The organism is Rathayibacter sp. VKM Ac-2759 (assembly GCF_009834225.1).
Taxonomy (GTDB): Bacteria; Actinomycetota; Actinomycetes; order Actinomycetales; family Microbacteriaceae; genus Rathayibacter.
Map to the genome: position 1 here is coordinate 2,863,015 of NZ_CP047176.1, position 23,579 is coordinate 2,886,593.

Here is a 23,579-nt window from a genome sequence, read left to right on the forward strand (position 1 = left end):
GAGAACGACAACTCTTGGACTCTCGGATCCGGCCCCCGCGGCGTCTCTCGAGAACGCAGGAGTTGTCGTACTCGACACTCGAGAACGACAACTCCTGGACTCTCGGATCCGGCCCCGCCCTCCGCGTCTATCGAGAACGCAGGAGTTGTCGCACTCGACACCGACGACGACAACTCTTGGACTCTCGAGTCCGGGCCCCGTCCTCCGCATCGCTCGAGAACGCAGGAGTTGTCGCACTCGACACTCGAGAACGACAACTCTTGAGCACTCGCCTCGACGCGCACCGACGAGATCCCGCGCCCGCACCGCGACTCCCGAAGGGAGGGGGCCGCTCAGCGGGGATCGCGTGCCAAGCGATTCCCGCGACGACCGACGCAGGACGCTCTGCGAATCGCGACCACCTTGGGAAGCCGACCGCGCCACGCCGCGCAGGGAGCGGCGTGGAAAACGAGCACCCCAGAGGCCGCTCAGCGGGGATCGCGTGCCAAGCGATTCACGCGGCGACCGACGCAGGACGCTCTGCGGATCGCGACCACCTTGGGGAGCCGACTGCGCCATGCCGCGCGAGGAGCGGCGTGGAAGACGAGCACCTTCTTCCTCTGAGCGCTGCGCGCTCAGTGGAAGAAGTGCCGCTCCCCCGTCGTGTACATCGTGATGCCCGCGCGCTTGGCGGCCTCGATGACCTCGGCGTCGCGGACGGAGCCTCCGGGCTGCACGACCGCCTTCACTCCGGCGGCGAGGAGCACCTCGAGGCCGTCCGCGAACGGGAAGAACGCGTCCGAGGCGGCGACCGATCCGGGGGCGCGGTCGCCGGCGCGGGTGACGGCGAGGTGGCAGGAGTCGACGCGGTTGACCTGGCCCATGCCGACGCCGACGGAGGCGCCGCCCTTGGCGAGGAGGATCGCGTTCGACTTCACGGCGCGGCAGGCCTTCCACGCGAACTCGAGGTCGAGGAGCGTGTCGGCGTCGGCGGCCTCGCCCGCGACGAGCGTCCAGCCCGAGCTGACCTCGCCCGGGCCGCCCGTGAAGCGGTCGGGCTCCTGCAGCAGCACGCCTCCCGAGATCTGCTTGAACTCCGTCTCGACGGGCGCGTAGTAGTCGGGCAGCTGCAGCAGGCGCAGGTTCTTCTTGGTCTTCAGCACCTCGAGCGCCTCGGGCTCGAAGGAGGGGGCGACGAGCACCTCGGTGAAGATCTCCTTGACCGTCTCGGCCATCGCCAGGGTGACGGGGCGGTTGGCGGCGATGACGCCTCCGAAGGCCGACACCGGGTCGCACTCGTGGGCGCGGCGGTGGGCGGAGGCGATGGGGTCGATCGCCTTGCTGCCGGCGATCGCGATGCCGCACGGGTTGGCGTGCTTGATGATCGCGACAGCGGGCAGGACGAAGTCGTAGGCCGCGCGCACGGCGGCGTCGGCGTCGACGTAGTTGTTGTACGACATCTCCTTGCCGTGCAGCTGCGTGGCCTGGGCGATGCCCGTGCCGTCGGGCGAGACGTAGAGCGCTGCCTTCTGGTGCGAGTTCTCGCCGTAGCGGAGGACCTGCTGCAGGGTGCCGCGGATCTCGACGGCGCCCGGGAACCCGGCGTCCGCCTCCTGGCCGGCGAACCACGCGGCGACGGCGGAGTCGTAGGACGCGGTGTGCGCGAAGGCGCGGGCGGCGAGGGTGCGCCGGGCGGCGAGGGTGGTGCCCCCCGCGCCGAGGGCGGTGATGACACCGGAGTAGTCGGCCGGGTCGACCACGACCGCCACGTTCGCGTGGTTCTTGGCCGAGGCGCGCACGAGGGCCGGCCCGCCGATGTCGATGTTCTCGACCACGGTCGCCGCGTCGGCGCCGCCCGCGACGGTCTCGCGGAACGGGTACAGGTTGACGACGACCAGCTCGAAGGCAGCGATGTCGAGCTGCTCGAGCTGCTCGCGGTGCGAAGCGAGGCGCAGGTCGGCGAGGATGCCCGCGTGCACGGCAGGGTGCAGCGTCTTCACGCGGCCGTCGAGCGACTCCGGGAACCCGGTGACGGCCGAGACGTCGGTGACGTCGAAGCCCGCCTCGCGGATGGTCGCGGCGGTCGATCCGGTCGAGACCAGCTCGACGCCGGAGCCGGCGAGCGCCGACGCGAGCTCGAGGAGCCCGGTCTTGTCGCTGACCGAGATCAGGGCGCGGCGGACGGGGACGACGTCGCGGTCGTCGTAGCTGCTGGGGTCGTGTGCGGTGATGCTCATGCGCGGGAGAGGTCCTCGAGATCGACGGTTCCGTGGGCGATGTCGAGCACCGTCTGCACCAGCAGGCGACGCTCGATGGTCTTGATGCGCTCGTGCAGCGCGTGCTCGCTCTCGCCGGGGAGCACGGCGAGGCTCTCCTGGGCGATGACCGGGCCGGTGTCGACTCCGGTGTCGATGACGTGGACCGTCACTCCGGTCTCCACGGCTCCGGCGGCCAGCGCGTCGCGGACGGCGTGCGCGCCCGGGAACAGCGGGAGCAGCGCGGGGTGCGTGTTGATCATCCGCGGGCTGAGCGCCTCGACGACACCGGGCGGCAGGATGCGCATGAAGCCGGCGCAGACGACGAGGTCGGGCTCCCACTCGCGGATGCACGCGAGGAGCTCGTCGCCCCAGGCGTCACGGGTCGGGAACGCGTGCGGCGAGACGAGGAACGAGGGGACGTCGAACGCCTCGGCGTGGCGCAGCCCCTCGGCCTCGGTGTCGCTTCCCACGGCGACGACGCGGGCCGGGAAGTGGGCGTCGCTCGAGGCCTCCAGGAGTGCGCGGAGGTTGGAGCCGCCGCCGGAGATGAGTACGACCAACTTCAGCACTGCGCAAGTCTAGAGGAGGCCCGCGGGCCGGGGGTCAGTCGCGCGACGAGCGTCCGGAGGCGAGCCCGATGCCCGCGGCGACGGCCAGCTCGAGAGCCGCGACCGCGCCCACCAGGAGCGGATCCGGACCGACCTGCACGAGGCGCCCGGGCCCCGCCGACCCCGCCGAGAACCAGGCGAGCAGGCCGAGCAGCAGTCCGCCGACGACGCCGATGCCGCCCGCCGCGGCCGCCCCCCAGCGCAGCAGCGACCGGCCGTCGAGACCCTCGATGACGGCGCGGCGCAGCCGCCAGCCGGCGACGAAGCCCGCCAGCAGCGGCACGAGGACTCCGAGGAAGCCGAAGGCGAGGTCGCCCTGCGGCAGCGCGGCGAGCATCGGGATCGAGGGCACCGGCCCGAGGAGCGTTCCCGCCGGGCCGACCGACGAGCCCGCGCCGATCGCGAAGCCCGGGCCCACGAGCCAGCTCGCCGCCCAGACCACGAGGTTCGGGAGGAACTCCAGCTGCCCCAGCGTGAGGGCGAGGCCGCCGAGCGCCTCGCCGCCCAGGCCCTCGTAGAGCGCGACGACCGACGAGTAGTTCACGACGAGGAGGACCGCCACGACCACTCCGGCCACCCCGATCACGGCGGACGCCGCGAGCGCCCCGCCCCGCAGCGACGCGAGCACCAGCGACGGCCCGGGAGCGGGCACCCGCTCGAGCGTCTCGCGGGCGAGCTCGCCCAGCCGGTCGGGCTCGCCGCTCCGCGCCGAGTGGGTCACGGCACCGAGCGCGACTCCGAGCGCGAACACCAGCGCCGGCAGGACCGTGCCCTGCACGACGTCGATGGACGCGACGCCGGTCGAGGAGCCGACGCTCACCAGGAACGCGAGGAGGAGGTAGGTGCCGACCGCCACGACGAAGCCGATGAAGCGGAACGGCGACTCCTGCGCCCGCCGCCCGGTGCGCGCGCCCAGGAGGACCGTGAGGAGCGCGAAGGCGAGGGGCGCGATGGTGACGGTGAACGCCTCCGTGCCGCCCGGCAGCGCGAGGGCGAGCGGTGAGTCGGGGGCGAGGCTCGCCCGCAGGTCGGCCCCGTGGCCGAGCAGCCAGGAGTCGGCGGCGATGCGCCAGAAGACGCCCCAGTCGATCGCGGTGTCGTACTGCACCGCCCAGAGCACGGTCAGCGGGACGAGCGGAATCGCGATCCCGATCAGTGCCGAGAGCGCGGCGTCGAAGGCGGCGAGGAGGGCGACGGTGATCCGGTTCATGGGCCTGACGAGCCTAGCGGCGGGGTCGGGGCCGGACGCTCCGGGGCGCGCCCGTGTCCTATACGGTCGCTGCATGACGAGGGCATCGGACGGCCGGCGGACCGAGCGCGGGCTCGACCGGCTCGTCAACTTCACCGACGCGACCGTCGCCATCGCGATCACCTTCCTCGTGCTCCCGCTCGTCGACGTGGTCGAGGAGGGCGGCTCCCCCGACCTCGGGACGCTGCTGTCCGAGAACTGGGGCACGCTCTCGGCGTTCTTCATCACGTTCGCGGTGATCGGCCGGCTGTGGCTGGTGCACCACGCGGTGTTCGAGGGAGTGGCGCGATACTCCGCAGCGCTCGTCACGGCGAACTTCGTCTGGCTCGCCGCGATCGTGCTGCTCCCCTTCGCCGCGAACCTGCTCTCGAACGTGTTCGAGACCGACCCGAGCGTCTTCGCCCTCTACATCGGGACGATGATCGTCGCGAGCACGGCGACCCTGGCGATGCAGGTGATCCTCCGGCGCGACCCCGAGCTGCTCGTGCCGGGAGTGGATCCACTGCGCTCCTCCGCGCGCTCGGTGATCGTGATCGCGCTGCTCGCCGCCGCGCTGGTGCTCGCCGTGACGGTGCCGGCGGTGAACATGCTCGCCCTGCTCCTCCTCCTGCTGTCGGGCCCGATCGAGCGGCTCGTGCGCCGCGGCCGGGCGTCGGAGGCGCTGCGGCAGACCCGCACGGAACGCGGGCTCGACCGCCTCGTCAACTTCTCGGACGCCACCGTCGCCATCGCGATCACGATCCTCGTGCTGCCGCTCGTCCAGCTCGCCCCCGAGATCGGGCGCGAGGGCGGAGGCGTCGGTGCGCTCCTCGATCAGCATCGCGACTCGCTGCTCGCCTTCGCGCTGTCCTTCGGCCTGATCGCCGTGTTCTGGGTGCCGCACCACCGCGTCTTCGAGCTCGCGCGCGACTACGACGCGGGCCTGGTCTGGCTCGACCTGCTCTGGCTCGCCTCGATCGCGTTCTTCCCGTTCGCGACGAGCGCGCTCGCGCAGCTGCCCGACTCGCGGGCGACCATCGGGCTCTACATCGGCACGATGGTGGTGATGAGCGGCGCACTCGTGCTGATCGAGTGGCGACTGCTGCGTCGGCCGGGGCTGCTGCGCGAGGGAGTCGGCCCGGTGCGGCTGACGCACGCGCTCGTCCCGTTCGGCCTGCTGTCGCTGGCGCTGGCGCTCGCGCTGCTCGTTCCGGCGGTCGGGCTGTGGTGGCTGCTGCTGCTCACACTGCAGCGGCCGCTGTGGCGGCTGACCGCGCGCCGCGGCGACCGCTAGCGCAGGCGGGGAGCGATTTCCTCCGCGACCGCGCGGAGGATCCTCCGGTGCGACTCGACCCCGCCGACCGCGGGCAGCGTGATCGTGAGGGCGTCCGCCTCTGCGAGGGCCGGATCGGCGTTCAGGGACGCGACGATCTCGTCGACACCGCCGAGGTGGAGCGGGCTGAAGCGCATCGGCGCGGCGATGATCGAGCGGTCGGCGGTGCGGGGGCGGCCGTCCTCGTCCATCCGCCCGAGGTAGCCGTCGATGAACGGCCGGTGCGCCTCCTCGTCGGCCGCGCTGAGCAGCGGGAGGACGATGCGCCCGGCGGTCACCCGCGACGTGCGGCCGGGGTGGGCCGCGGCGAAGGCCTCGCGGTAGGCGCGGATCTGCGCGGCCTGCTGCTCGGCGAACGGCAGCCCCGTCTCCTCCGTGTTGAGCGTGGAGACCTGGAGGTGCATGCCCTGCTCGCCCGCGCGCACCGCGGACGACGTGGTGCCCGCGCCGTACCAGAGGCGGTCGGCGAGTCCCGGGGCGTGCGGCTGTTGGATCAGCGGATCGCCGACCGGCACCGACATCAGCGCCGACTCGGCGATGCCGAGCGTCGCCCCCGAGAGGGCCTCGCGCAGGCGCACGATCCGCTCCTGCGCCTCGGCGCGGAACTCGCGGTCGGCCTGGCCGAACACGCCGTCGAAGACGGAGGAGAGGTGGGCGAAGCCGCCGCTCACGCCGAGGTCGAGCCGGCCTCCCGAGAGCAGGTCGACGGTCGCCGCGTCTTCGGCGAGCCGCACCGGGGACTCGTAGCGCGCCCCGATCACCGCGGTGCCCAGGCGGAGGCGGCGCGTGCGCTGCGAGGCGGCCGCGAAGAAGGTCATCGGCGAGGCCAGGAAGCGCTCGAAGTGGCGCACGCGCACCCAGCCGGTGTCGTAGCCGAGCTCCTCCGCCAGCTCGAACAGCGCGAGGCCGTCCTCGAGGCTCTGCGCCGCGTCTCCGGGCCGCTCGGGCCCCTCCGGGTACGGCACGAAGGTCAGGAAGTCGAGTCCGAGGCGGCGGGTCACCCGATGACGCTACCGCGCCCGCCCGGAACGACGGATCGGCCGGGGCCCGCTGCCGGAGCAGCGGACCTCGGCCGATGACCGCGGAGCTCCGCGGGGTGAGATGCAAGGCGGAGGGGGGCGCGATACCGGAGGCATCGCAACCGAGGACAACGCCGCAGACCGCCCCGCGGAGCTCCGCGGTAGGCCTAGAGGGTCGCGAAGACCTCGCGCAGGAGGTCGGCCGTCTCGGACGGCGTCTTGCCGACCTTCACGCCCGCGGCCTCGAGGGCCTCCTTCTTGGCCTGCGCGGTGCCCGCCGAGCCCGAGACGATCGCGCCGGCGTGGCCCATCGTCTTGCCCTCGGGAGCCGTGAAGCCCGCGACGTAGCCGACGACCGGCTTGGTGACGTTGGCCTTGATGAAGTCGGCGGCGCGCTCCTCGGCGTCTCCGCCGATCTCGCCGATCATCACGATCGCCTTCGTCTCGGGGTCGGCCTCGAACGCGGCGAGCGCGTCGATGTGCGTCGTGCCGATGATCGGGTCGCCGCCGATGCCGATGGCGGTCGAGAAGCCCAGGTCGCGCAGCTCGTACATCATCTGGTAGGTCAGGGTGCCCGACTTCGAGACGAGGCCGATCGGTCCCTTGCCCGTGATGGTCGCGGGCGTGATGCCGACGAGCGACTCGCCCGGCGTGATGATGCCGGGGCAGTTCGGCCCGATGATGCGGGTCTTGTTGCCCTTCTCCTGCGCGTAGGCCCAGAACTCGGCCGAGTCCTGCACCGGGATGCCCTCGGTGATGACGACGAGGAGGCCGATCTCGGCGTCGATCGCCTCGATGACGGCGTCCTTCGAGAAGGCGGGCGGGACGAACGCGATCGAGACGTCGGCGCCGGTGGCCTCGATGGCCTCCTTGACGGTGCCGAAGACGGGCAGCTCGACGTCGCCGTGGGTGACGGTCGTGCCGGCCTTGCGGGCGTTGACGCCGCCGACGACGTTCGTGCCGGCCTTGAGCATCAGCGCGGTGTGCTTGGTGCCCTCGCCGCCGGTGATGCCCTGGACGATGACCTTGGAGTCCTTGTTGAGGAAGATCGACATGCTTGTTCTCTGATTCCTTGAGTCGTCGGGGTCGTTACGCGGCGGCGAGTGCGGCGGCCTTGTCGGCGCCCTCGTCCATCGTCGCGGCCAGGGTGATGAGCGGGTTGGCGGCGGCCTCGAGGATCGCGCGGCCCTCCTCGACCTTGTTGCCGTCGAGGCGCACGACGAGCGGCTTGGTCGCCGAGTCGCCGAGGATCTCGAGCGCCTGCAGGATGCCGTTGGCGACGGCGTCGCAGGCGGTGATGCCTCCGAAGACGTTGACGAAGACGCTCTTGACCTGCTCGTCGCCGAGGATCACGTCGAGGCCGTTCGCCATCACCTGGGCGGAGGCTCCGCCGCCGATGTCGAGGAAGTTGGCCGGCTTCACGCCGCCGTGGCGCTCGCCCGCGTAGGCGACGACGTCGAGCGTGGACATGACGAGGCCCGCGCCGTTGCCGATGATGCCGACCTCGCCGTCGAGCTTCACGTAGTTGAGGTCGTTCTCCTTGGCCTTCGCCTCGAGCGGGTCGGCGGCGTCCTTGTCCTCGAGCGCAGCGTGCTCGGGGTGGCGGAAGCCGGCGTTCTCGTCGAGCGAGACCTTGCCGTCGAGCGCGACGATGTCGCCCTCCTCGGTGAGGACGAGCGGGTTCACCTCGACGAGGGTCGCGTCCTCGCCGGTGTAGACGTCGTAGAGCGTGACGAGCACGGGGGCGACCTTGGCGATCAGCTCCTCAGGGAACTTCGCCGCGCGGGCGATCTCCTCGGCCTTGGCGAGGTCGATGCCCTGGCCGGGGACGACCTCGACGCGTGCGAGGGCGTCGGGGCGCTCGACGGCGAGCTGCTCGATCTCCATGCCGCCCTCGTAGGAGGTGAGCGAGAGGTAGGAGCGGTTGGCGCGGTCGAGCAGGACCGAGAAGTAGAACTCGCGGTCGATGCGGGCGCCGCCGGCGACCATGACGCGCTTGACGACGTGGCCCTTGATGTCGAGTCCGAGGATCGACTGCGCGGCCGCGAAGGCGTCGTCGGCGGTCTTCGCGACCTTGACGCCGCCGGCCTTGCCGCGGCCGCCGATCTTCACCTGCGCCTTGACGACGGTGACGCCGCCCAGCTTCTCGGCCGCGGCGCGCACCTCCTCGGGCGTATCGGCGACGATGCCCGGGAGCACGGGGACGCCGTACTTCTCGAACAGATCACGGGCCTGGTATTCGAAGAGATCCACGCTGCATTCCCATTCCGCGCCGAGCGCGCTTGCGTTTCGAGTCCGGAGGTGGCCCGGAGCTCCGCGCGCGACGGCACGGTCCTGGGCCGCGCCGAGTCTACTCCGCACTCTCGGGGCGCTTCCCGCGCGGCGTAGCGTGGGACGGTGCCCTCCTCCGCCCGACCTCCCGCTCAGCGCGACGTCTTCCGCGAGGGCGTCTTCCTCGTCGCGGGGGCGCGGGCGATCCTGCTGCAGGTGGCGCATCCGTCGGTCGGCGCGGGCGTCGCCGAGCACTCCGACTTCGCGCACCGCGCCCTCGGCCGCCTCCACGGCACCCTCGGCTACCTCTACGCCCTGCACTACGGGTCGGAGGAGGACGTCCGCACCGTGCGCAGGCGCGTGAACCGCGCCCACGGGCCGGTCCGCGGTGCGGGCTACACCGCGTTCGACCCCGAGCTGCAGCGCTGGGTGGCCGCGACGCTCACGCAGTCGATGCTGCAGCTGCACGAGGGGGCCTTCGGGCGGCTGAGCGCCGAGGAGGCCGACGAGATCGTGCACCGCTCGCGCGTCGTCGGCACGGCGCTGCAGATGCCCGAGGAGCTCTGGCCCGCCTCGCGCGCCGCCTTCGACGCCTACTGGGAGGCGGAGGTCGCACGCCTCGAGGTCACCCCCGCGGCGAGGCGGGTCGCGCACGACCTGCTCGGCGGCGGCATCGCGGCCCGGTGGCTGCGCCCGTTCGGCCCCTACCTCCGCCTGATGACCGCCGGGCTCCTGCCGCCCGCCGTCCGCGCCGGCTTCGGCTTCCGCTGGACGCCGCGCCAGGAGGCGCGGTTCGAGCGCGCCCTCGAGCGCACCTTCGCGGTCTACCGCCTACTGCCCGCGGCCGTCCGGACGGCACCCAGCCGCTACTACCTGGCCCGGGTGCGGGCCGAGTCGCTCAGAAGCCGGGAGTGACGGTCCAGCCCGCGTAGGCCGCGAGCTCGAGTCCGAGCGCCTGCGCCGCCGCGCGCGCCTCCTTCTGGCCGCGCTCATCGCGGACGTCGACCGTGATCGGCACGCTGTCGCCGAAGCCCGCGACCGAGACGCGCGCGCTGGTCGGGCCGCTGTAGAGGGGCACGTGCGCGTCGGACGTGCGACCGCCCACCACCCGCGAGCCGGTCGCCTCGGCGATGACCGCGAGGGCGAACGGGGCCGTCACCACCGCGTCCGTGTACAGGGCCGCCTCGCCCCAGTGCCGACCGTCGTCACCCATGCTCCGACTGTACGTCGAGACCGCGACCGGACATCGAGACTCCCGCTCCGCCGCCCCGGAGAGGAGGATGGACCTGTCGTGGCACTCGATGAGGAGGCGCACCATGGACGCGGTCGTGGTCGGAGTCAGCGGTTCGGATCGGAGCGTCGACGCCCTGCGCTGGGCGCTGGACTTCTCGAGGGCCCATCGGCTGCCGGCCGATCTGGTGACGGTGGTCGAACCGGTGCGGGCCCGCCTCGCCGGCGCGGATGCGGAGCACCGACGGCTCGCGGGCGAGATCCTCGAGGAGGCGCGAGCCCTCGCCGTGGCCGAGTTCCCCGAGGTGCGCACCCGGACGCGGCTGCTCGAGGGCGAGCCGGTGCACGCGCTCGCCGACGCGGCGCCCGCCCGTGCCCTGCTCGTCCTCGGCGCCCACCCGCTGGCCCGGCGCGGAGGCGCGGTGAGCGCTCCGATCGCGATCCGCGTGGCGGCGGCGTCGCGCTCGGCCGTCGCGCTGATCCCCGGTGCGACGGCGGAGCCCCGGGTCGGCGTCGCGGTCGGCGTCGACGGCTCCGAGGTCTCGCTCGAGGCGATCCGGCTCGCCGCGACCGAGGCCGATCGCCTCGGCGAGCCGCTCCTCGCCCTGCACGCGTGGCAGCTGCCGGGCGCGTGGGCCGACTCGGTGCCGGTCGAGCGGATCGTCATCGACGCGATCGAGGAGGACGAGAACCTCGTGCTCGCCGAGTCGCTGGTGGGCCTTCGCGACACGTGCCCCGATCTCGAGGTGCGGCCGATGCTCGTGCGCGGCGATCCGGTCGAGCGGCTCGCCGCGCTGGCCGCCTCGAGCCGGCTGCTCGTGGTGGGGAGCCACGGCCGCGGTGCCTTCCTCCGTCTGCTGCTGGGCTCCGTCAGCCACAGCCTGGCGCTGACGGTCCCCGGCCCCCTCGTGATCCTCCGGCACCGCTCGCTCACTCGCTGAGCATCCGGTGCGCAGCGCTTGAAGGGCGGCGGAGCCGGATCTACCGTGGAGGACCGCACCCGCGGTGGTCGACGACGACTGGAGCACCGATGAGCATCACCGACACCCGATCCGCCGACGCTCCCGCCGCTCCCCCGCCCACGACGGGGTTCGGCTCGGTCTCGGTCGCGGCGATCCTCTCGGAGGCGGCCCGCCGCACCCCCACGACGATCGCGATCCGCGTCGGCCCCCTCGCCGTCGACTACGCCACGCTCTGGGACCAGACCCGCGCCTACGCCGGCGCGCTGCGCGCCCGCGGCATCGGTCCGGGCGACCGCGTCGCCCTCCTGATCCCCAACGTCCCGGACTTCCCGCGCGGCTACTTCGCGGTGCTCGCGCTCGGCGCGGTCGTCGTGCCGGTGCACGCGCTGCTCAAGCACGACGAGATCGCGTACGTCCTGCGCGACTCCGGGGCGAAGGCCCTCGTCTGCGCCGCGCCGCTCCTGGCCGAGGGCGCGGCCGGCGCGGCCCTCGCGGGCGTACCGGTGCTGAGCGTGCTGGTGCCGGAGGACGCCGGCACTCCGTTCCCGCGCCTCGAGGACCTCGCCGCCGAGGCGGAGCCCATCGACGGCTACGTGCCGCGCTCACCCTTCGACACCGCCACGATCCTCTACACGAGCGGTACGACCGGCCGGCCCAAGGGAGCCGAGGGGACGCACTTCGCGATCGTGTCGCAGTCGGACGTGCTGCTGATGAACACCTTCGACCTGCACCAGGGCGACGTCGTGCTGGGCGCACTGCCGCTGTTCCACACCTTCGGTCAGGTCTGCGCGATGAACACGGCGTTCCGCACCGCGGCGACCGTGGTGCTCGTGCCGAAGTTCGACGGCGACGCGGCGCTCGAGGCGATGATCGCGCACGGCTGCACCGTGTTCGAGGGCGTCCCCACGATGTACGTGGCACTGCTCGACGCGGCGACGCGGCGCGAGGACCGCCCGCCGCTGCGCTACGCGGTGTCGGGAGGCGCGGCGCTGCCGGTCGCCGTCATCGAGCGGTTCCGCGAGGTCTTCGGTGTCGAGATCTACGAGGGCTACGGGCTCACCGAGACCTCCCCCGTCGCGACGTTCAACCACGTCGGAGTCCCGCCGCGGGCCGGCACCGTGGGCACGCCGATCTGGGGCGTGGACGTCGAGGTCGCCCGAGCCGAGGTGACGGACCGGGTGGAACTGCTCCCCCGCGGCGAACTCGGCGAGATCGTCGTCCGCGGGCACAACCTGATGAAGGGCTACCTCGGCAACCCGGCGGCGACGGCGGAGGCGGTCGTCGACGGCTGGTTCCGCACGGGCGACCTGGGCACGAAGGACGAGGAGGACTACATCCGGATCCTCGACCGCACGAAGGACATGATCATCCGCAACGGCTACAACGTGTATCCCCGCGAGGTCGAGGAGGTGCTCATCGGGCACCCCGCTGTCGCGAACGCCGCTGTCTTCGGGATCCCCCACGACACGCACGGCCAGGAGATCCTGGCCGCCGTGGTGCTCGGGTCCTCGGCCTCGGCGAGCGCCGACGAGCTGATCGCCTACGCGAACGAGCACCTCGCCGCCTTCAAGTACCCGCGTCGCATCGAGTTCGTGGAGGCGCTTCCGCTCGGTCCGAGCGGCAAGGTCCTGAAGCGCGAGCTCGTCGTGCGCTACTCCTGAGCCCGGCCCCAGCGGGCCACGCGCGGTCGCCTCCGCCCGCCGCGCACCGCGCTCCCGGCGTGTGGACGGGATGTCTCCAGCCCCGAAAGGGGGCCAGGCGATTCGGCGCGCGTGACGCATGCTGAGGCAGCTCTCAGCCCGCTCGAGGAAGAACCCGCCTGTGACCCGCCAGACCCCTCCCCCACTGCCGTCCGCCCGCCGGACGCAGGATCGACGCACACCGCTGCGTCTGGGCTCCCACCGGCTGACGCGCCTCCGCCTCACGCCCCTGCAGTGGATCGGAGGCGGAGCGACCGCGTTCGTCGCTCTGATCGGCCTGCTCACGGGCGGGATCTGGTCGGCCGTCATCATGACCGGGCTGATCCTCCTGGTCACCGCGCTGTACGGAGTCGCCCTCCGCCGCCCCACCTGGCTCGGGCTGCCGAGGAGGCGGGGAGCGTCCGGCATCGCCGTCGCCGCAGCCCTCGCCGCTCTCGTCCTCGGATCGGCCGCCTACGGTGCAACCGCCCCGGCGCCCGTCGCGCAGACCGAGGTCGCCGCGAGCACTCGGACTCCGGAGGTGCCCGCTGCCCCCGCCGCGCAGCCGACGGCGGCACGCACCGCGACGCCCACTCCGACCCCGACGCCGACGCCGACCGTGGTCGTCACCACCGAGACGGTCACCGAGACGGTCGTGATCCCGCGGGCGGCCCGCACGGAGGACGACCCGAACGCCGACCAGGGCACCAGCACCTTCGCGGCCGGCGTCGACGGGGTGCTCACGCGCACCTTCGAGGTCGTGAAGCACGACGGCGCCGAGGTCTCGCGCTCGCAGACCTCGGAGGCGGTCACCACCGCGACCATCGACGACGTCACTCGCGTCGGGACGAGGGTCCCGCCCCCTGCACCGGCACCGGAGCCCGACACCGCTTCGGGGTGCGATCCCCACTACTCCGGTGCCTGCGTCCCCATCGCATCCGACGTCGACTGCGCCAGCGGCTCCGGGGACGGGCCTGCCTACGTCCGAGGTCCCGTCACCGTGGTGGGAGCCGATCCCTACCGTCTCGACAACGACGGCGACGGGATCGCCTGCGACTCCTGATCCCCCGCTCGACCCTCAGCCGAGCAGCGACCAGACGACGGAGGCGAGCACCGCGCCGACGAGTCCGCCCGCGAGCACCTGAGCCGGGGTGTGCGCGCCGAGGCGGACGCGCGACCAGCCGGTCCACAGCGCGATCGGCACGGTGACGACCAGCGACCACGGACCGTAGGCGATCAGCACCACCACCGCGCAGGTCGCGACGACGGCGGCGTGCCCCGACAGCTTCCAGGCGAGGTTGACCACTCCGACGGCGACGACGACCGCGACGGTCACGAGGCCGAACGTCGTGACGGCCGGAGGCGCGCCGAGCGCGGCGAGCAGCACCAGCCCGACGGCGATCGAGACCAGGGCCAGGCCGATGGGCAGCGCCCGCTCGCGCCGGTCGGGCACGTGGTGGTCACCGCGGATCCGGCCCGAGCGCATCAGCAGCCGGATCACGAGGTAGGGCAGCACGCCGACGAACAGCGCGGCGAGCGCGCCCCAGGCGACGCCGAGCAGCGGAGGATCGGCCACCCTCGCGCCGACGACGACCGGCACGAGCACGGCCAGCACCGCCGGAGAGAACGCCTCCGTCGCGATCCGCGCCGCGAGCGGCCCACGGACCTCACCGCTCACCGGCGGCACCGCCACGACCTCAGATCTTCTCGATCGGCGCGACCTTGATCAGCAGCTTCTTCGCACCGACTTGGTCGAACAGCACGTGGGCGACCCGCTTGCTGCCCTCGCCGGTCACCGCGTTCACCCGGCCCTCGCCGAAGTCGGTGTGGCGGATGCGGTCGCCCGCGATCAGCTCGAGATCGCCGTTGTCGCGGACCATCCCGGTGATGCGGTTGGGGAACTCGCCCTTGGCCTTCGGAGCCGCGGCGAGCGCCTCGCGGAACTCGGCGTTGGAGCGCGACTTGCCGAACCCCGGCCGCTGAGCGTTGAGGGCCCGCGGCTGGGTGCCGCCCCGCGACGTGGCCGCACCGGGCGACTGCCGCCACTGGATCAGCTCGGCCGGGATCTCCTGGAGGAACCGGCTCGGCATCGCGACCGAGGTCTCGCCGTACTGGGCGCGGGTCATGGCGAGCGAGAGGTAGAGGCGCTTGCGCGCCCGCGTGATGCCGACGTAGAAGAGCCGCCGCTCCTCGGCCGGCCCGCCGGGCTCGTTCGCCGAGATGCGGTGCGGCAGCAGGTCCTCCTCGATGCCTGTGAGGAACACGGCGTCGTACTCGAGGCCCTTGGCCGTGTGCAGGGTCATCAGCGAGACGGTGCCGGAGTCGTCGTCGAGGTCGTCCGCGGCCGCGACGAGCGAGACCTCGGTGAGGAAGTCGACGAGTCCGCCGTCGGGGTTGTTGCGCGCGAACTCCTTCGTCACGGCGATGAGCTCGTCGACGTTCTCGGCGCGTGCCTCGTCCTGCGGGTCGCGGCTGGCGCGCAGCATGTCGATGTAGCCGCTGCGGCTGAGCAGCGACGAGAGCACCTCGTGCACCTTCGCCTCGCCCTCCGGTCGCGAGGGGTCGAGCATCATCGCGCACTCGTCGAGGAGGGTCGCCAGATCGACGATCGCCTTCGTCACCTTCGGGCCCATGCCGAGCGAGCCGGCGTTGCGCATGGCCTCGCGCAGGGTCACGCCGTTGGTGTCGGCGAACGACTGCAGCTGCGCCTCCGTCGCCGGGCCGATGCCCCGCTTGGGCGTGTTCATGATCCGCCGCAGCGCCAGCACATCGGCCGGGTTCGCGACCGTGATCAGGTAGGCGAGCGCGTCCTTGATCTCGGCGCGCTCGTAGAACTTGGTGCCGCCGAGGATCCGGTACGGCAGCGCCGAGCGGATGAAGATCTCCTCCAGCGCACGGGTCTGAGCATTGGTGCGGTAGAACACCGCGATCTCGTCGTAGCCGGTGCCGGCCGCGTGCAGCCGCGCGATCTCGTCGACCACGAACTGGGCCTCGTCGTGGCCGGAGTAGCCCGTGTAGCCGATGATCTTCTCGCCGTCGCCGCTCGAGGACCAGAGGTTCTTGGCGCGGCGGTCGAAGTTGTTCGAGATGACCGCGTTGGCCGCCGAGAGGATGTTCTGGGTCGAGCGGTAGTTCTGCTCGAGCAGGATCACGCGGCAGCCCGGGAAGTCGCGCTCGAACTCGACGATGTTGCGGATGTCGGCTCCGCGGAACGCGTAGATCGACTGGTCGGAGTCGCCCACGACCGTGAGCGAGGCGCCGGGGATCGAGCCGTCGGCCGTCACCGGCCCGCGGTAGGGCCGGTCGAACTGCGCGGCGTCCATCGTCGCCCGCGGGACCGGCCGGGTCAGCTCGTGGATGAGCGAGTACTGCGCGTGGTTCGTGTCCTGGTACTCGTCGACCAGGACGTGGCGGAAGCGCCGCTGGTACTTGGCCGCGACGTGCGGGAAGGCGCGGAACAGGTAGACCGTCTGCGCGATCAGGTCGTCGAAGTCGAACGCGTTGGCGCTCTCGAGGGCGCGCGAGTACGCGCGGAAGACCTGGAGGAACATCTCCTCGTTGGGGTCGCTCATGTTCGCGGTGCGCGCGTACGAGTCGACGTCGGCGAGCTCGTTCTTGAGCTTGGAGATCTTGGCGGAGGCGCTCGCGACGGTGATCCCGAGCGAGTCGGCCTCCAGGTCCTTCACGATGCGCTTGAGCAGCGCGCGCTGATCGCCCGAGTCGTAGATGGTGAACGACGAGGTCATGCCGAAGTTCTCGGCCTCGCGGCGCAGGATGCGCACGCACGCCGAGTGGAAGGTCGAGATCCACATCCCCTCGGCGCTCGCCCCGACCAGCTTCTCGACGCGCTCGCGCATCTCGGCGGCGGCCTTGTTGGTGAAGGTGATCGCGAGGATCTGGCTCGGCCACGCCTCCGCGTTGCCGAGGAGGCTCGCGATGCGGCGGGTGAGCACGCTCGTCTTGCCCGACCCGGCGCCGGCCACGATCAGGAGTGCATCGCCGCGGTACTCGACCGCCTCGCGCTGCTGGGGATTGAGGCCCGCGACGAGCTGCTCGTGAGCGGGGTCGCTGCGCGGAGCGTCGCTCCCGGAGCGCGCGGGGACGCCGACGACGACGGGGGTGGCGCGGGAATCGCTCGGATCGAAGAGGAAGCTCATGGCCCTTCGAGTGTAGATCGCACCTCCGACACCGGAGTCGGCGTCAGGCCGAGCGCGGGCGCGGCACGGGTGCCGTGAGCGAACCGCCCACGTCGATCCCCCGCCAGGCCACCGAGAAGCCCACGACCGCCACCGTCGAGGTCGACACCGCGAGCAGCTGGAGCAGCGCGAACGCCGTCAGATCCTTCGTGTCGTCGGGGTAGTACTGGATCCCCTGCACGGCGAGCGCGCCGAGCACGAGCACGACGACGACCGAGCAGACCACGAGCAGGCGGTTCACGCCGCGGCGGGTCGACCGCTTCGGCGCCCGCCCCACCTGTGCCCGCCCCGAGAGCCACGCGCACGCGACGGAGGCGGACGCCAGCGCCACGAGGTCGGCGCCGAGCACGTCGCTCGCCCGGTGCCAGGAGGCGGCCATCGTCAGGTTCCCGACCAGCACCACGACGGCTCCGCCGACCAGGAGGACGACGGTCCTCGCGCGGGCCGGCACCACCATCGCCAGGGCGAACACCACCGAGATCGCCGCGGCGGTGTGCCCGCTGGGGAAGCTGCCGCCGGTGTACCAGGCGTCGGTCTCGACCAGGATCGGCCGCTCGAGCACGACGTTCTTGAGGAGCTGGGTCAGGCCCGCCGTGAGCACGATCGAGCCGACGGAGGCGAGGGCGAGCGCGGGGCGCCTCCGGACGAGGGCGATCGCGGCGACGAGCACCGCTCCGGCGAGCATGGACGCCGGAGTGACGTCGGCGAGCGTGCCCGCGGCGGTGCCCGTCGCGCGGCCGAAGACGAGATCGGCGCCGCGGAGCCCGGAGTTCTCGGCGGCCTGGCCCTGCGGCGTGAGCACGGCGAGCCAGTACACGGCCGCCACTCCGAGGGCCGCGAGGACGGCGAAGGTGATCCAGCGTCGGGTGATGCGCGCACGGGTCTTCACGGGCGGACTCCTCTCGCTCGGGCGGTGACGGGCGCTGCGCCGACGACGCAGTCGGGCCGATGATGCCAGCGGAGCCTCCCCGTTGCCTCCGCACGCGCCGGGAGGCGGCCGATCAGCCCGAGGGCGCGTCGAGCTCCGACTGGCGGATCTCGACCGCCAGGTCGGGCTGGTCGGCGAAGACGCCGTCGATGCCGGTGCGGAGGATCGCGCGGAACTCGTCCTGCCACGCGCCGAACGCGGCCGCGTCCTTCCCCCTCCGGTGGACCTTCTCGAGGAAGCGGTTCTCCGCGCGGAGCGTCCAGCAGTAGACCTCGAGGCCCACGGCGTGGGCGTCCGCGACGAGCGAGTTCGTCCCGGTCGCACGGCCCGCGCCGTCGCGCGCGAAGAGCATGCTCTTGTCGACGCTCACGCCGTCCACCGTGCCGGCGAGCCCGCGCAGACCAGAGGGAGTGACGAAGTCGGCGTACGGGGTCGCCCGCGCGCCGTGCGCCGCGACGAGATCGGGCGGCGTGCCCCGCGACTCGATCAGGAACACCCTCCGCGTGCCGATGCCCCGCACCGCGAGGCGCTCGAGCACGGTCTTCTCGAAGCTCTCGATCGTCAGCCGCGGGTCGCGCGGCGACCAGCCGGCCGTTGCGAGCTCCTGCTGCATCAGCAGGTCGAGGGGGAGGCCGATCGAGTCGAAGTAGTCGGCGTGCTTGATCTCGGCGACGAGCCCCGGAGGCGCGTCCGGTGCGTCCTCGGCCGCCCGGTCGAGCAGCGCCAGCAGATCGCGGAAGCGCAGCAGGGGGAACTGCCCGTCGAAGGTGGCGCTCGCGGGTCGCACCGCCGCGAGCCGCTCGCGAGCCCGCAACCGCGACAGCTCGTCCCACGTGAAGTCCTCGGTGAACCAGCCGGTGACGTCGCGGCCCTCGATCCGCTTCGTCGTCCGGCGGTCGGCGAACTCCGGTCGGCGCTCGACGTCGGTGGTCCCCGAGATCTCGTTCTCGTGCCGCAGCACCAGCACGCCGTCGCGGGTGGCGACCAGGTCGGGCTCGACGGCGTCGGCGCCGAGGGCGAGGGCGAGGTCGTAGGCGGAGCGGGTGTGCTCGGGTCGGTAGCCGCTCGCTCCGCGATGGCCGATGACGAGCGGAGTGGGGCGCGCGAGCATGCGGCGATCCTACGGGCGGCGCGGGGAGACTCCGGGTGAAGGCGAGGTTCTCTCTTGGGGAATAGCCAGACTCTGAGAGAGGTTCTCAGATACTGTTGATCCACCGTCGGAAGTCCCGAGAGGGAACCGGCGGACCCGTACACACAGCGACTCAGAACCGCGAGTTCCGTCGGGCCGATCCATCACGAGCAGTCCGTCGCACACCAGCGCACCTGAGAGAAGAGGAACCATGGCAAGCAGCAACCCGGCGTTCGGACGCCCGGAGTTCAGCAACCGCGGCTACGCCGGCCGCGTGCAGGACGTCCCGGACGTCTCCCCCGACGCTCTCGACCAGATGTACAACCGTCCGGCCGCCAGCTCGGTCGAGACCGACCGGATGACCGTCGAGGACACCCTGGCGAAGACGGCCCTCGCCTTCGTCGTGCTCCTCGCAGGTGCCGCTGTCGGCTGGTTCGTCCCGCAGCTCATGCTCCCGGCCGTCCTCGTGGCGCTCGTGCTGGGCATCGTCAACGCCTTCAAGAAGGTCCCGTCGCCCGCCCTGATCCTCGGCTACGCCGCGACCCAGGGCATCGCGGTCGGCGCGATCTCGGGCATCTTCGAGAACGTCTACGAGGGCGCGGTCGTCCAGGCCCTCCTCGCGACCGTCATCGTGATCGGCGTCACCCTGGCGCTGTTCATGAACGGCAAGATCCGCACCTCGCCGAAGCTGAACAAGATCTTCTTCATCGGCATGATCAGCTACGCGGTCTTCTCGCTGGTGAACCTCGGCCTCGGCCTCTTCGGGGTCGGCGGCGGCTTCGGCCTCCGCACGGGCTTCATCGGCATCGTGATCGGCCTCATCGCCATCGCGCTGGCGACCTACTCGCTCGTGATGGACTTCGAGTTCATCCAGCAGGGCGTGCGCAACCGCGCCCCGCGCATCTACGGCTGGACGGGCGCCTACGGGATCCTCGTCACCGTCGTGTGGATGTACCTCGAGATCCTGCGACTCGTCGCGATCTTCCGCGAGTAGTCCTCCCTCACCACGCCGACGGGCGCTCGACCTCCGGGTCGGGCGCCCGTCGTCGTTCCCGCCCGATGTCAGGAGCACCTGAGACCATGGATCCCGTGACCGCCTCCGGCTCCTCCTCCCGCATCGCCGGCCTCGACGTCGCGCGCGGGATCGCGGTGCTGGGCATGTTCGCCGCCCACCTCGCCCCCTCGAGCCGCGAGATGCTGTGGGACGGCCGCAGCTCCGTGCTGTTCGCGGTCCTGGCCGGTGTCTCGATCGGCCTGATGACCGGGGGCGCCGGACGCTCCTCGCACCGCCTCCGCGACACCGCCTCGATCCTGCTGCGGGGCCTGTACCTGCTCGTCATCGGGGTGCTGCTCGCCTTCCTCGAGACGCCGATCGCGGTGATCCTGCCGCACTACGGAGTGATGTTCGCGGTCGCCGCGCTCCTCCTCTTCCTCCCCCGGGCGGCCCTCGCGGCCCTCGTCGTGCTCTTCGCCGTCATCGGGCCCGTGGTCGTCGACCAGCTCACCGTCTCGGGGAACGACTGGGTCGCCGGGCTCACCCCCGATCAGGCGCTGCTCGCCGGGATGCCGCTCACCTGGCTCACGCAGTACTACCCCGTGCCCTCCTGGCTCGCGTACGTCGTCCTGGGGCTGCTCGTCGCCCGCTGCGACGTGCGCTCGCCGACGACGCAGCGCTGGCTGGTCCTCGGCGGATTCGCGGCCGCCGTCCTCGGCTACGGGGGCGGCCTGATCCTCGGCGGCCCCGAGAGCGTCGAGGCCCACTCGAGCACCACCGCCGAGCTCCTCGGGGCGGGCGGAGTCGCGGCGGTGGCCATCGGCTCGCTCACGGCCCTCACGGCGCGGATCCCGGCCCTCCGCCGCGCCACCGCTCCGATCGCGGCCGTCGGCGCCATGCCGCTGACGATCTACTCGGTGCAGCTCGTGGCGCTGGCGGTGTACCTGCTGCCCTACGAGCCGTTCGACTTCGACGCCTGGCGCAGCTGGGGCCTCCTCGCCGCCTTCGTCGTCTCCTCGGTCGCCTTCGCCCTGCTCTGGCGCCGCTTCGTCGGGCAGGGTCCCCTCGAGTGGCTGCTCGCCCGGGCCTCCCTCCGCCCCCGGCCCCGCGTCGTCGCAGGATCGCTGGGCTAGGGTGGCTCGATGATCACGCGACGCGAGGCCGCCCAGCGCCTCGACATCCCCGTCGAGATGGCGACTCGGCACGGACTGCCGACCCGCCTCTCCGAGGAGGAGTTCGCCGCCCTCGAGCAGGAGCCGCCGCCCTGGCTGGTCCAGTCCCGCGCGAACCGCACCGGCAAGCGCCCCGTCTGGGTCACCCTCGACTGCGCGATCTGCGGCCGCTCCGAGGCCGCGCGCCCCAAGAAGTGGTGGCCCGACTTCACGTTCCTCGTCTGCGAGGACCACGCTCCCGGCGAGTGGCCGCACCACCCGGAGGCGCACCGCCGCGACGAGTACGACGGCATCGGCACCCGCTTCGTCGGCGTGCTCGACACCCCCGTCTAGAGGACGCGCCCCGCTGGGAGCGACGAACGGGCCCCCGCGAGGAGGCCCGTCGGTGCACGGACGCGGGTCTCCGCGCGGTCAGCTGCAAGGCGGAGGAGGGAACGATACCGGAGGTATCGCGACCGACGACAACGCCGCAGATGGCCGTGCGGAGGCCCGCGTCACTCCCACTCGATGGTGCCCGGGGGCTTGGACGTGACGTCCAGCACGACGCGGTTCACGCCGCTCACCTCGTTCGTGATCCGGTTCGAGATGCGGGCCAGCAGGTCGTAGGGCAGTCGCGTCCAGTCGGCGGTCATCGCGTCCTCGGAGGAGACGGGGCGCAGCACGATGGGGTGGCCGTAGGTGCGGCCGTCGCCCTGCACGCCCACCGAGCGCACGTCGGCCAGCAGCACGACAGGGCACTGCCAGATCTCGTTGTCGAGGCCCGCGGCGGTCAGCTCGGCGCGGACGATCGCGTCGGCCTCCTGGAGCAGGTCGAGCCGCTCCTGGGTGACCTCGCCGACGATGCGGATGCCGAGGCCGGGGCCGGGGAACGGCTGGCGGCCGACGATCGCCTCGGGGAGTCCCAGCTCGCGGCCGATGGCGCGGACCTCGTCCTTGAACAGGGTGCGCAGCGGCTCGACGAGCGCGAACTGCAGGTCCTCCGGCAGGCCGCCGACGTTGTGGTGCGACTTGATGTTCGCCGTGCCGGTGCCCCCTCCCGACTCGACCACGTCGGGGTAGAGCGTGCCCTGCACGAGGAAGTCGATCGACGCTCCGTCGCCCTGTGCCTCGAGGACGAGCGCCTCGGCGGCGCCCTCGAAGCTGCGGATGAACTCGCGGCCGATGATCTTGCGCTTCTGCTCCGGGTCGCTGACGCCGGCGAGGGCGTCGAGGAACTGCTCGCGCGCGTCGACGGTGACGAGGCGGACGCCCGTCGCGGCGACGTAGTCCTCCTCGACCTGGCGGCGCTCGTCCTTGCGGAGGAGTCCGTGGTCGACGAAGACGCAGGTCAGCTGGTCGCCGACCGCGCGGTGCACGATGGCGGCGGCGACGGCCGAGTCCACGCCTCCGGAGAGACCGCAGATGACGCGGCCCGAGCCGACCTGCTCGCGGATCAGCGCGACCTGGTCGTCGATGACGTTCGACGAGTTCCAGTCGGCCGGGATGCCCGCGGCGCGGTGCAGGAAGTTCTCGATGACGGCCTGGCCGTACGCGGAGTGCTTGACCTCGGGGTGCCACTGCACGCCGTACAGGCGCCGCTCGTCGCTGCCGAACGCCGCGACGGGGGTCGAGGTGGTCGAGGCGAGGACCTCGAAGCCCTCGGGAGCCTTCGCGACCGAGTCGCCGTGGCTCATCCACACGGTCTGGTCGGCGGGCTGGTCGCCGAGGAGCACGCCGCCCTCCTGCGACAGCGCCGCATCCGTGGCCCCGTACTCGCGGAGCCCGGTGTTGGCCACCTCGCCGCCGAGCGTCTTGGCCATCACCTGGAAGCCGTAGCAGATGCCCAGGACGGGCACGCCGAGATCGAAGATCGCGGGGTCGAGCTGCGGGGCCCCCTCCTCGTAGACGCTGGAGGGGCCTCCCGAGAGGATGATGCCGACCGGCGACTTGGCCGCGATCTCGGCGGCCGTCGTGTTCGAGGGCACGATCTCGGAGTAGACGTTGGCCTCACGGACGCGCCGCGCGATCAGCTGGGCGTACTGGGCGCCGAAGTCGACGACGAGGACGGGCTGGGCGGCGAGGTGCGGGAGCGCCGCCTCGGGGCCGGGCTGCTTCTCACTGATGGGGGGCCTCCACGGAGTCGGTCGGGGTCTGGGGGGTCGTCGGATCGGCGCTGCGGCGGGCGAGGTACTGCTCGACCTCGCGAGCGATGCGGCCCTCGACGAAGAAGGAGAGGGTGGGGATCACACCGCCGAGCGCGATCAGGATGAAGCGGCTGAACGGCCAGCGCATCAGGCTCCACAGGCGGAAGTCCGAGAAGAGGTACACGACGTAGAACCAGCCGTGCGCGATGAGGATGCCGGTGGACACGTTCGCGCCCGTGCCGCTCGACTCGAACTCGCCTCCGGGCACCTCGTACATCGGTGCGAAGTGCAGCACGCCCTGCTGGCCGAACGCGAACAGCTCGAGGTGGAACACGTACTTCAGCAGCATCTCGGCGCAGAGCAGGAGCAGCATGACGCCCGTGATGATCGAGGTCACCCGGTAGAAGCGCAGCGCGCTCCGGATCGCAGGGAACTGCGCGGGCTTGGGCTCGAGGGGCATGGGCTCCAGT

Annotated in this window: 21 protein-coding genes; 8 read left to right on the plus strand and 13 right to left on the minus strand. The window is 72.2% G+C overall.

Translation table 11 applies throughout. The features are described from left to right. Positions 1–614: 614 nt before the first annotated feature. Genes purH through GSU68_RS13295 form a run of 3 tightly spaced genes read right to left on the minus strand, consistent with a single transcriptional unit; the run spans position 615 to position 4,055 of the window. The gene (purH, locus tag GSU68_RS13285; protein ID WP_159909079.1) at positions 615–2,216 is read right to left on the minus strand and encodes a bifunctional phosphoribosylaminoimidazolecarboxamide formyltransferase/IMP cyclohydrolase; all 1,602 of its coding nucleotides are present in this window, start codon (positions 2,214–2,216) and stop codon (positions 615–617) included. Further along, positions 2,213–2,806, minus strand: a complete 594-nt coding sequence (purN, locus tag GSU68_RS13290) for a phosphoribosylglycinamide formyltransferase (protein ID WP_159909081.1) — start codon at positions 2,804–2,806, stop codon at positions 2,213–2,215. The genes purH and purN overlap by 4 nt, the downstream gene beginning before the upstream one ends. Before the next feature lie 34 nt (positions 2,807–2,840). Further along, entirely contained in the window at positions 2,841–4,055 is a 1,215-nt protein-coding gene (locus GSU68_RS13295; protein ID WP_159909083.1) for a DUF6350 family protein, read from the minus strand. Between the two features lie 73 nt (positions 4,056–4,128). Between GSU68_RS13295 and GSU68_RS13300 the strand changes: the two genes are divergently transcribed. Then, positions 4,129–5,367, plus strand: a complete 1,239-nt coding sequence (locus tag GSU68_RS13300; protein WP_159909085.1) for a TMEM175 family protein — start codon at positions 4,129–4,131, stop codon at positions 5,365–5,367. Here GSU68_RS13300 and GSU68_RS13305 read toward each other — a convergent pair. The 3 genes from GSU68_RS13305 to sucC form a co-directional block, all read right to left on the minus strand. Then, positions 5,364–6,407, minus strand: a complete 1,044-nt coding sequence (locus GSU68_RS13305; protein ID WP_159909087.1) for an LLM class flavin-dependent oxidoreductase — start codon at positions 6,405–6,407, stop codon at positions 5,364–5,366. The two genes, GSU68_RS13300 and GSU68_RS13305, sit on opposite strands and share 4 nt — an antisense overlap. A gap of 185 nt (positions 6,408–6,592) precedes the next feature. Next, a complete protein-coding gene (sucD, locus tag GSU68_RS13310) occupies positions 6,593–7,480 on the minus strand; it encodes a succinate--CoA ligase subunit alpha (RefSeq protein ID WP_056037124.1) in 888 nt (295 codons plus the stop codon). A gap of 34 nt (positions 7,481–7,514) precedes the next feature. Next, a complete protein-coding gene (sucC, locus tag GSU68_RS13315; RefSeq protein WP_159909089.1) occupies positions 7,515–8,678 on the minus strand; it encodes an ADP-forming succinate--CoA ligase subunit beta in 1,164 nt (387 codons plus the stop codon). A 144-nt stretch (positions 8,679–8,822) separates the two neighbouring features. Here sucC and GSU68_RS13320 point away from each other — a divergent pair, with 144 nt between their 5' ends. Next, positions 8,823–9,611, plus strand: a complete 789-nt coding sequence (locus tag GSU68_RS13320; protein WP_159909091.1) for an oxygenase MpaB family protein — start codon at positions 8,823–8,825, stop codon at positions 9,609–9,611. On the opposite strand, the gene GSU68_RS13325 is transcribed toward GSU68_RS13320, so the two are convergent. Further along, entirely contained in the window at positions 9,595–9,909 is a 315-nt protein-coding gene (locus GSU68_RS13325) for a hypothetical protein (RefSeq protein WP_159909093.1), read from the minus strand. The genes GSU68_RS13320 and GSU68_RS13325 overlap by 17 nt on opposite strands. Positions 9,910–10,012: 103 nt before the next feature. Between GSU68_RS13325 and GSU68_RS13330 the strand changes: the two genes are divergently transcribed. From GSU68_RS13330 to GSU68_RS13340, 3 genes are all read left to right on the plus strand, one after another. Then, positions 10,013–10,867 (plus strand): universal stress protein, encoded by an 855-nt coding sequence (locus GSU68_RS13330; RefSeq protein WP_159909095.1) that lies wholly within the window; start codon positions 10,013–10,015, stop codon positions 10,865–10,867. Positions 10,868–10,956: 89 nt separating this feature from the next. After that, positions 10,957–12,549, plus strand: coding sequence for a long-chain fatty acid--CoA ligase (locus tag GSU68_RS13335; RefSeq protein WP_159909097.1), 1,593 nt, complete (start codon positions 10,957–10,959; stop codon positions 12,547–12,549). 160 nt (positions 12,550–12,709) lie between these two features. Continuing rightward, positions 12,710–13,630 carry a G5 domain-containing protein gene (locus GSU68_RS13340; RefSeq protein WP_159909099.1) on the plus strand — a complete coding sequence of 307 codons (921 nt, stop codon included), beginning with the start codon at positions 12,710–12,712 and terminating at the stop codon, positions 13,628–13,630. A gap of 15 nt (positions 13,631–13,645) precedes the next feature. On the opposite strand, the gene GSU68_RS13345 is transcribed toward GSU68_RS13340, so the two are convergent. The 4 genes from GSU68_RS13345 to GSU68_RS13360 form a co-directional block, all read right to left on the minus strand. Then, positions 13,646–14,245, minus strand: coding sequence for a phosphatase PAP2 family protein (locus tag GSU68_RS13345; RefSeq protein WP_244259281.1), 600 nt, complete (start codon positions 14,243–14,245; stop codon positions 13,646–13,648). Positions 14,246–14,264: 19 nt separating this feature from the next. After that, positions 14,265–16,724: a UvrD-helicase domain-containing protein gene (locus GSU68_RS13350; protein ID WP_159909103.1), complete on the minus strand. Its 2,460-nt coding sequence runs from the start codon at positions 16,722–16,724 to the stop codon at positions 14,265–14,267. A 43-nt stretch (positions 16,725–16,767) separates the two neighbouring features. Beyond that, positions 16,768–17,652: a phosphatase PAP2 family protein gene (locus tag GSU68_RS13355; protein WP_159909105.1), complete on the minus strand. Its 885-nt coding sequence runs from the start codon at positions 17,650–17,652 to the stop codon at positions 16,768–16,770. A gap of 112 nt (positions 17,653–17,764) precedes the next feature. Next, positions 17,765–18,802, minus strand: a complete 1,038-nt coding sequence (locus GSU68_RS13360; protein WP_159909107.1) for a glycerophosphodiester phosphodiesterase family protein — start codon at positions 18,800–18,802, stop codon at positions 17,765–17,767. Positions 18,803–19,031: 229 nt separating this feature from the next. On the opposite strand from GSU68_RS13360, the gene GSU68_RS13365 reads away from it, so the two are divergent. The 3 genes from GSU68_RS13365 (at position 19,032) to GSU68_RS13375 (ending at position 21,319) form a co-directional block, all read left to right on the plus strand. After that, complete coding sequence (locus tag GSU68_RS13365) at positions 19,032–19,814, plus strand: Bax inhibitor-1/YccA family protein (RefSeq protein WP_159909109.1); 783 nt, start codon at positions 19,032–19,034, stop codon at positions 19,812–19,814. A gap of 86 nt (positions 19,815–19,900) precedes the next feature. After that, the gene (locus tag GSU68_RS13370) at positions 19,901–20,947 is read left to right on the plus strand and encodes a DUF418 domain-containing protein (protein ID WP_159909111.1); all 1,047 of its coding nucleotides are present in this window, start codon (positions 19,901–19,903) and stop codon (positions 20,945–20,947) included. A 9-nt stretch (positions 20,948–20,956) separates the two neighbouring features. After that, on the plus strand, positions 20,957–21,319 hold the full coding sequence (locus GSU68_RS13375) for a hypothetical protein (RefSeq protein WP_159909113.1): 363 nt from the start codon (positions 20,957–20,959) through the stop codon (positions 21,317–21,319). Positions 21,320–21,480: 161 nt separating this feature from the next. On the opposite strand, the gene guaA is transcribed toward GSU68_RS13375, so the two are convergent. Further along, the gene (guaA, locus tag GSU68_RS13380; protein WP_159910295.1) at positions 21,481–23,088 is read right to left on the minus strand and encodes a glutamine-hydrolyzing GMP synthase; all 1,608 of its coding nucleotides are present in this window, start codon (positions 23,086–23,088) and stop codon (positions 21,481–21,483) included. Then, complete coding sequence (locus GSU68_RS13385; protein WP_159909115.1) at positions 23,081–23,569, minus strand: DUF3817 domain-containing protein; 489 nt, start codon at positions 23,567–23,569, stop codon at positions 23,081–23,083. The genes guaA and GSU68_RS13385 overlap by 8 nt, the downstream gene beginning before the upstream one ends. Positions 23,570–23,579: the final 10 nt, after the last annotated feature.

Excerpts from the sequence above, each read along its gene's own strand:
- purH (WP_159909079.1), bottom strand. The coding sequence starts at position 2,216 with ATGAGCATCACCGCACACGACCCCAGCAGCTACGACGACCGCGACGTC.
- GSU68_RS13370 (WP_159909111.1), top strand. The coding sequence starts at position 19,901 with ATGGATCCCGTGACCGCCTCCGGCTCCTCCTCCCGCATCGCCGGCCTC.
- GSU68_RS13300 (WP_159909085.1), top strand. The coding sequence starts at position 4,129 with ATGACGAGGGCATCGGACGGCCGGCGGACCGAGCGCGGGCTCGACCGG.
- GSU68_RS13330 (WP_159909095.1), top strand. The coding sequence starts at position 10,013 with ATGGACGCGGTCGTGGTCGGAGTCAGCGGTTCGGATCGGAGCGTCGAC.
- GSU68_RS13385 (WP_159909115.1), bottom strand. The coding sequence starts at position 23,569 with ATGCCCCTCGAGCCCAAGCCCGCGCAGTTCCCTGCGATCCGGAGCGCG.
- GSU68_RS13360 (WP_159909107.1), bottom strand. The coding sequence starts at position 18,802 with ATGCTCGCGCGCCCCACTCCGCTCGTCATCGGCCATCGCGGAGCGAGC.
- GSU68_RS13335 (WP_159909097.1), top strand. The coding sequence starts at position 10,957 with ATGAGCATCACCGACACCCGATCCGCCGACGCTCCCGCCGCTCCCCCG.
- GSU68_RS13295 (WP_159909083.1), bottom strand. The coding sequence starts at position 4,055 with ATGAACCGGATCACCGTCGCCCTCCTCGCCGCCTTCGACGCCGCGCTC.
- sucD (WP_056037124.1), bottom strand. The coding sequence starts at position 7,480 with ATGTCGATCTTCCTCAACAAGGACTCCAAGGTCATCGTCCAGGGCATC.
- GSU68_RS13350 (WP_159909103.1), bottom strand. The coding sequence starts at position 16,724 with ATGAGCTTCCTCTTCGATCCGAGCGATTCCCGCGCCACCCCCGTCGTC.
- GSU68_RS13365 (WP_159909109.1), top strand. The coding sequence starts at position 19,032 with ATGGCAAGCAGCAACCCGGCGTTCGGACGCCCGGAGTTCAGCAACCGC.
- GSU68_RS13375 (WP_159909113.1), top strand. The coding sequence starts at position 20,957 with ATGATCACGCGACGCGAGGCCGCCCAGCGCCTCGACATCCCCGTCGAG.
- GSU68_RS13325 (WP_159909093.1), bottom strand. The coding sequence starts at position 9,909 with ATGGGTGACGACGGTCGGCACTGGGGCGAGGCGGCCCTGTACACGGAC.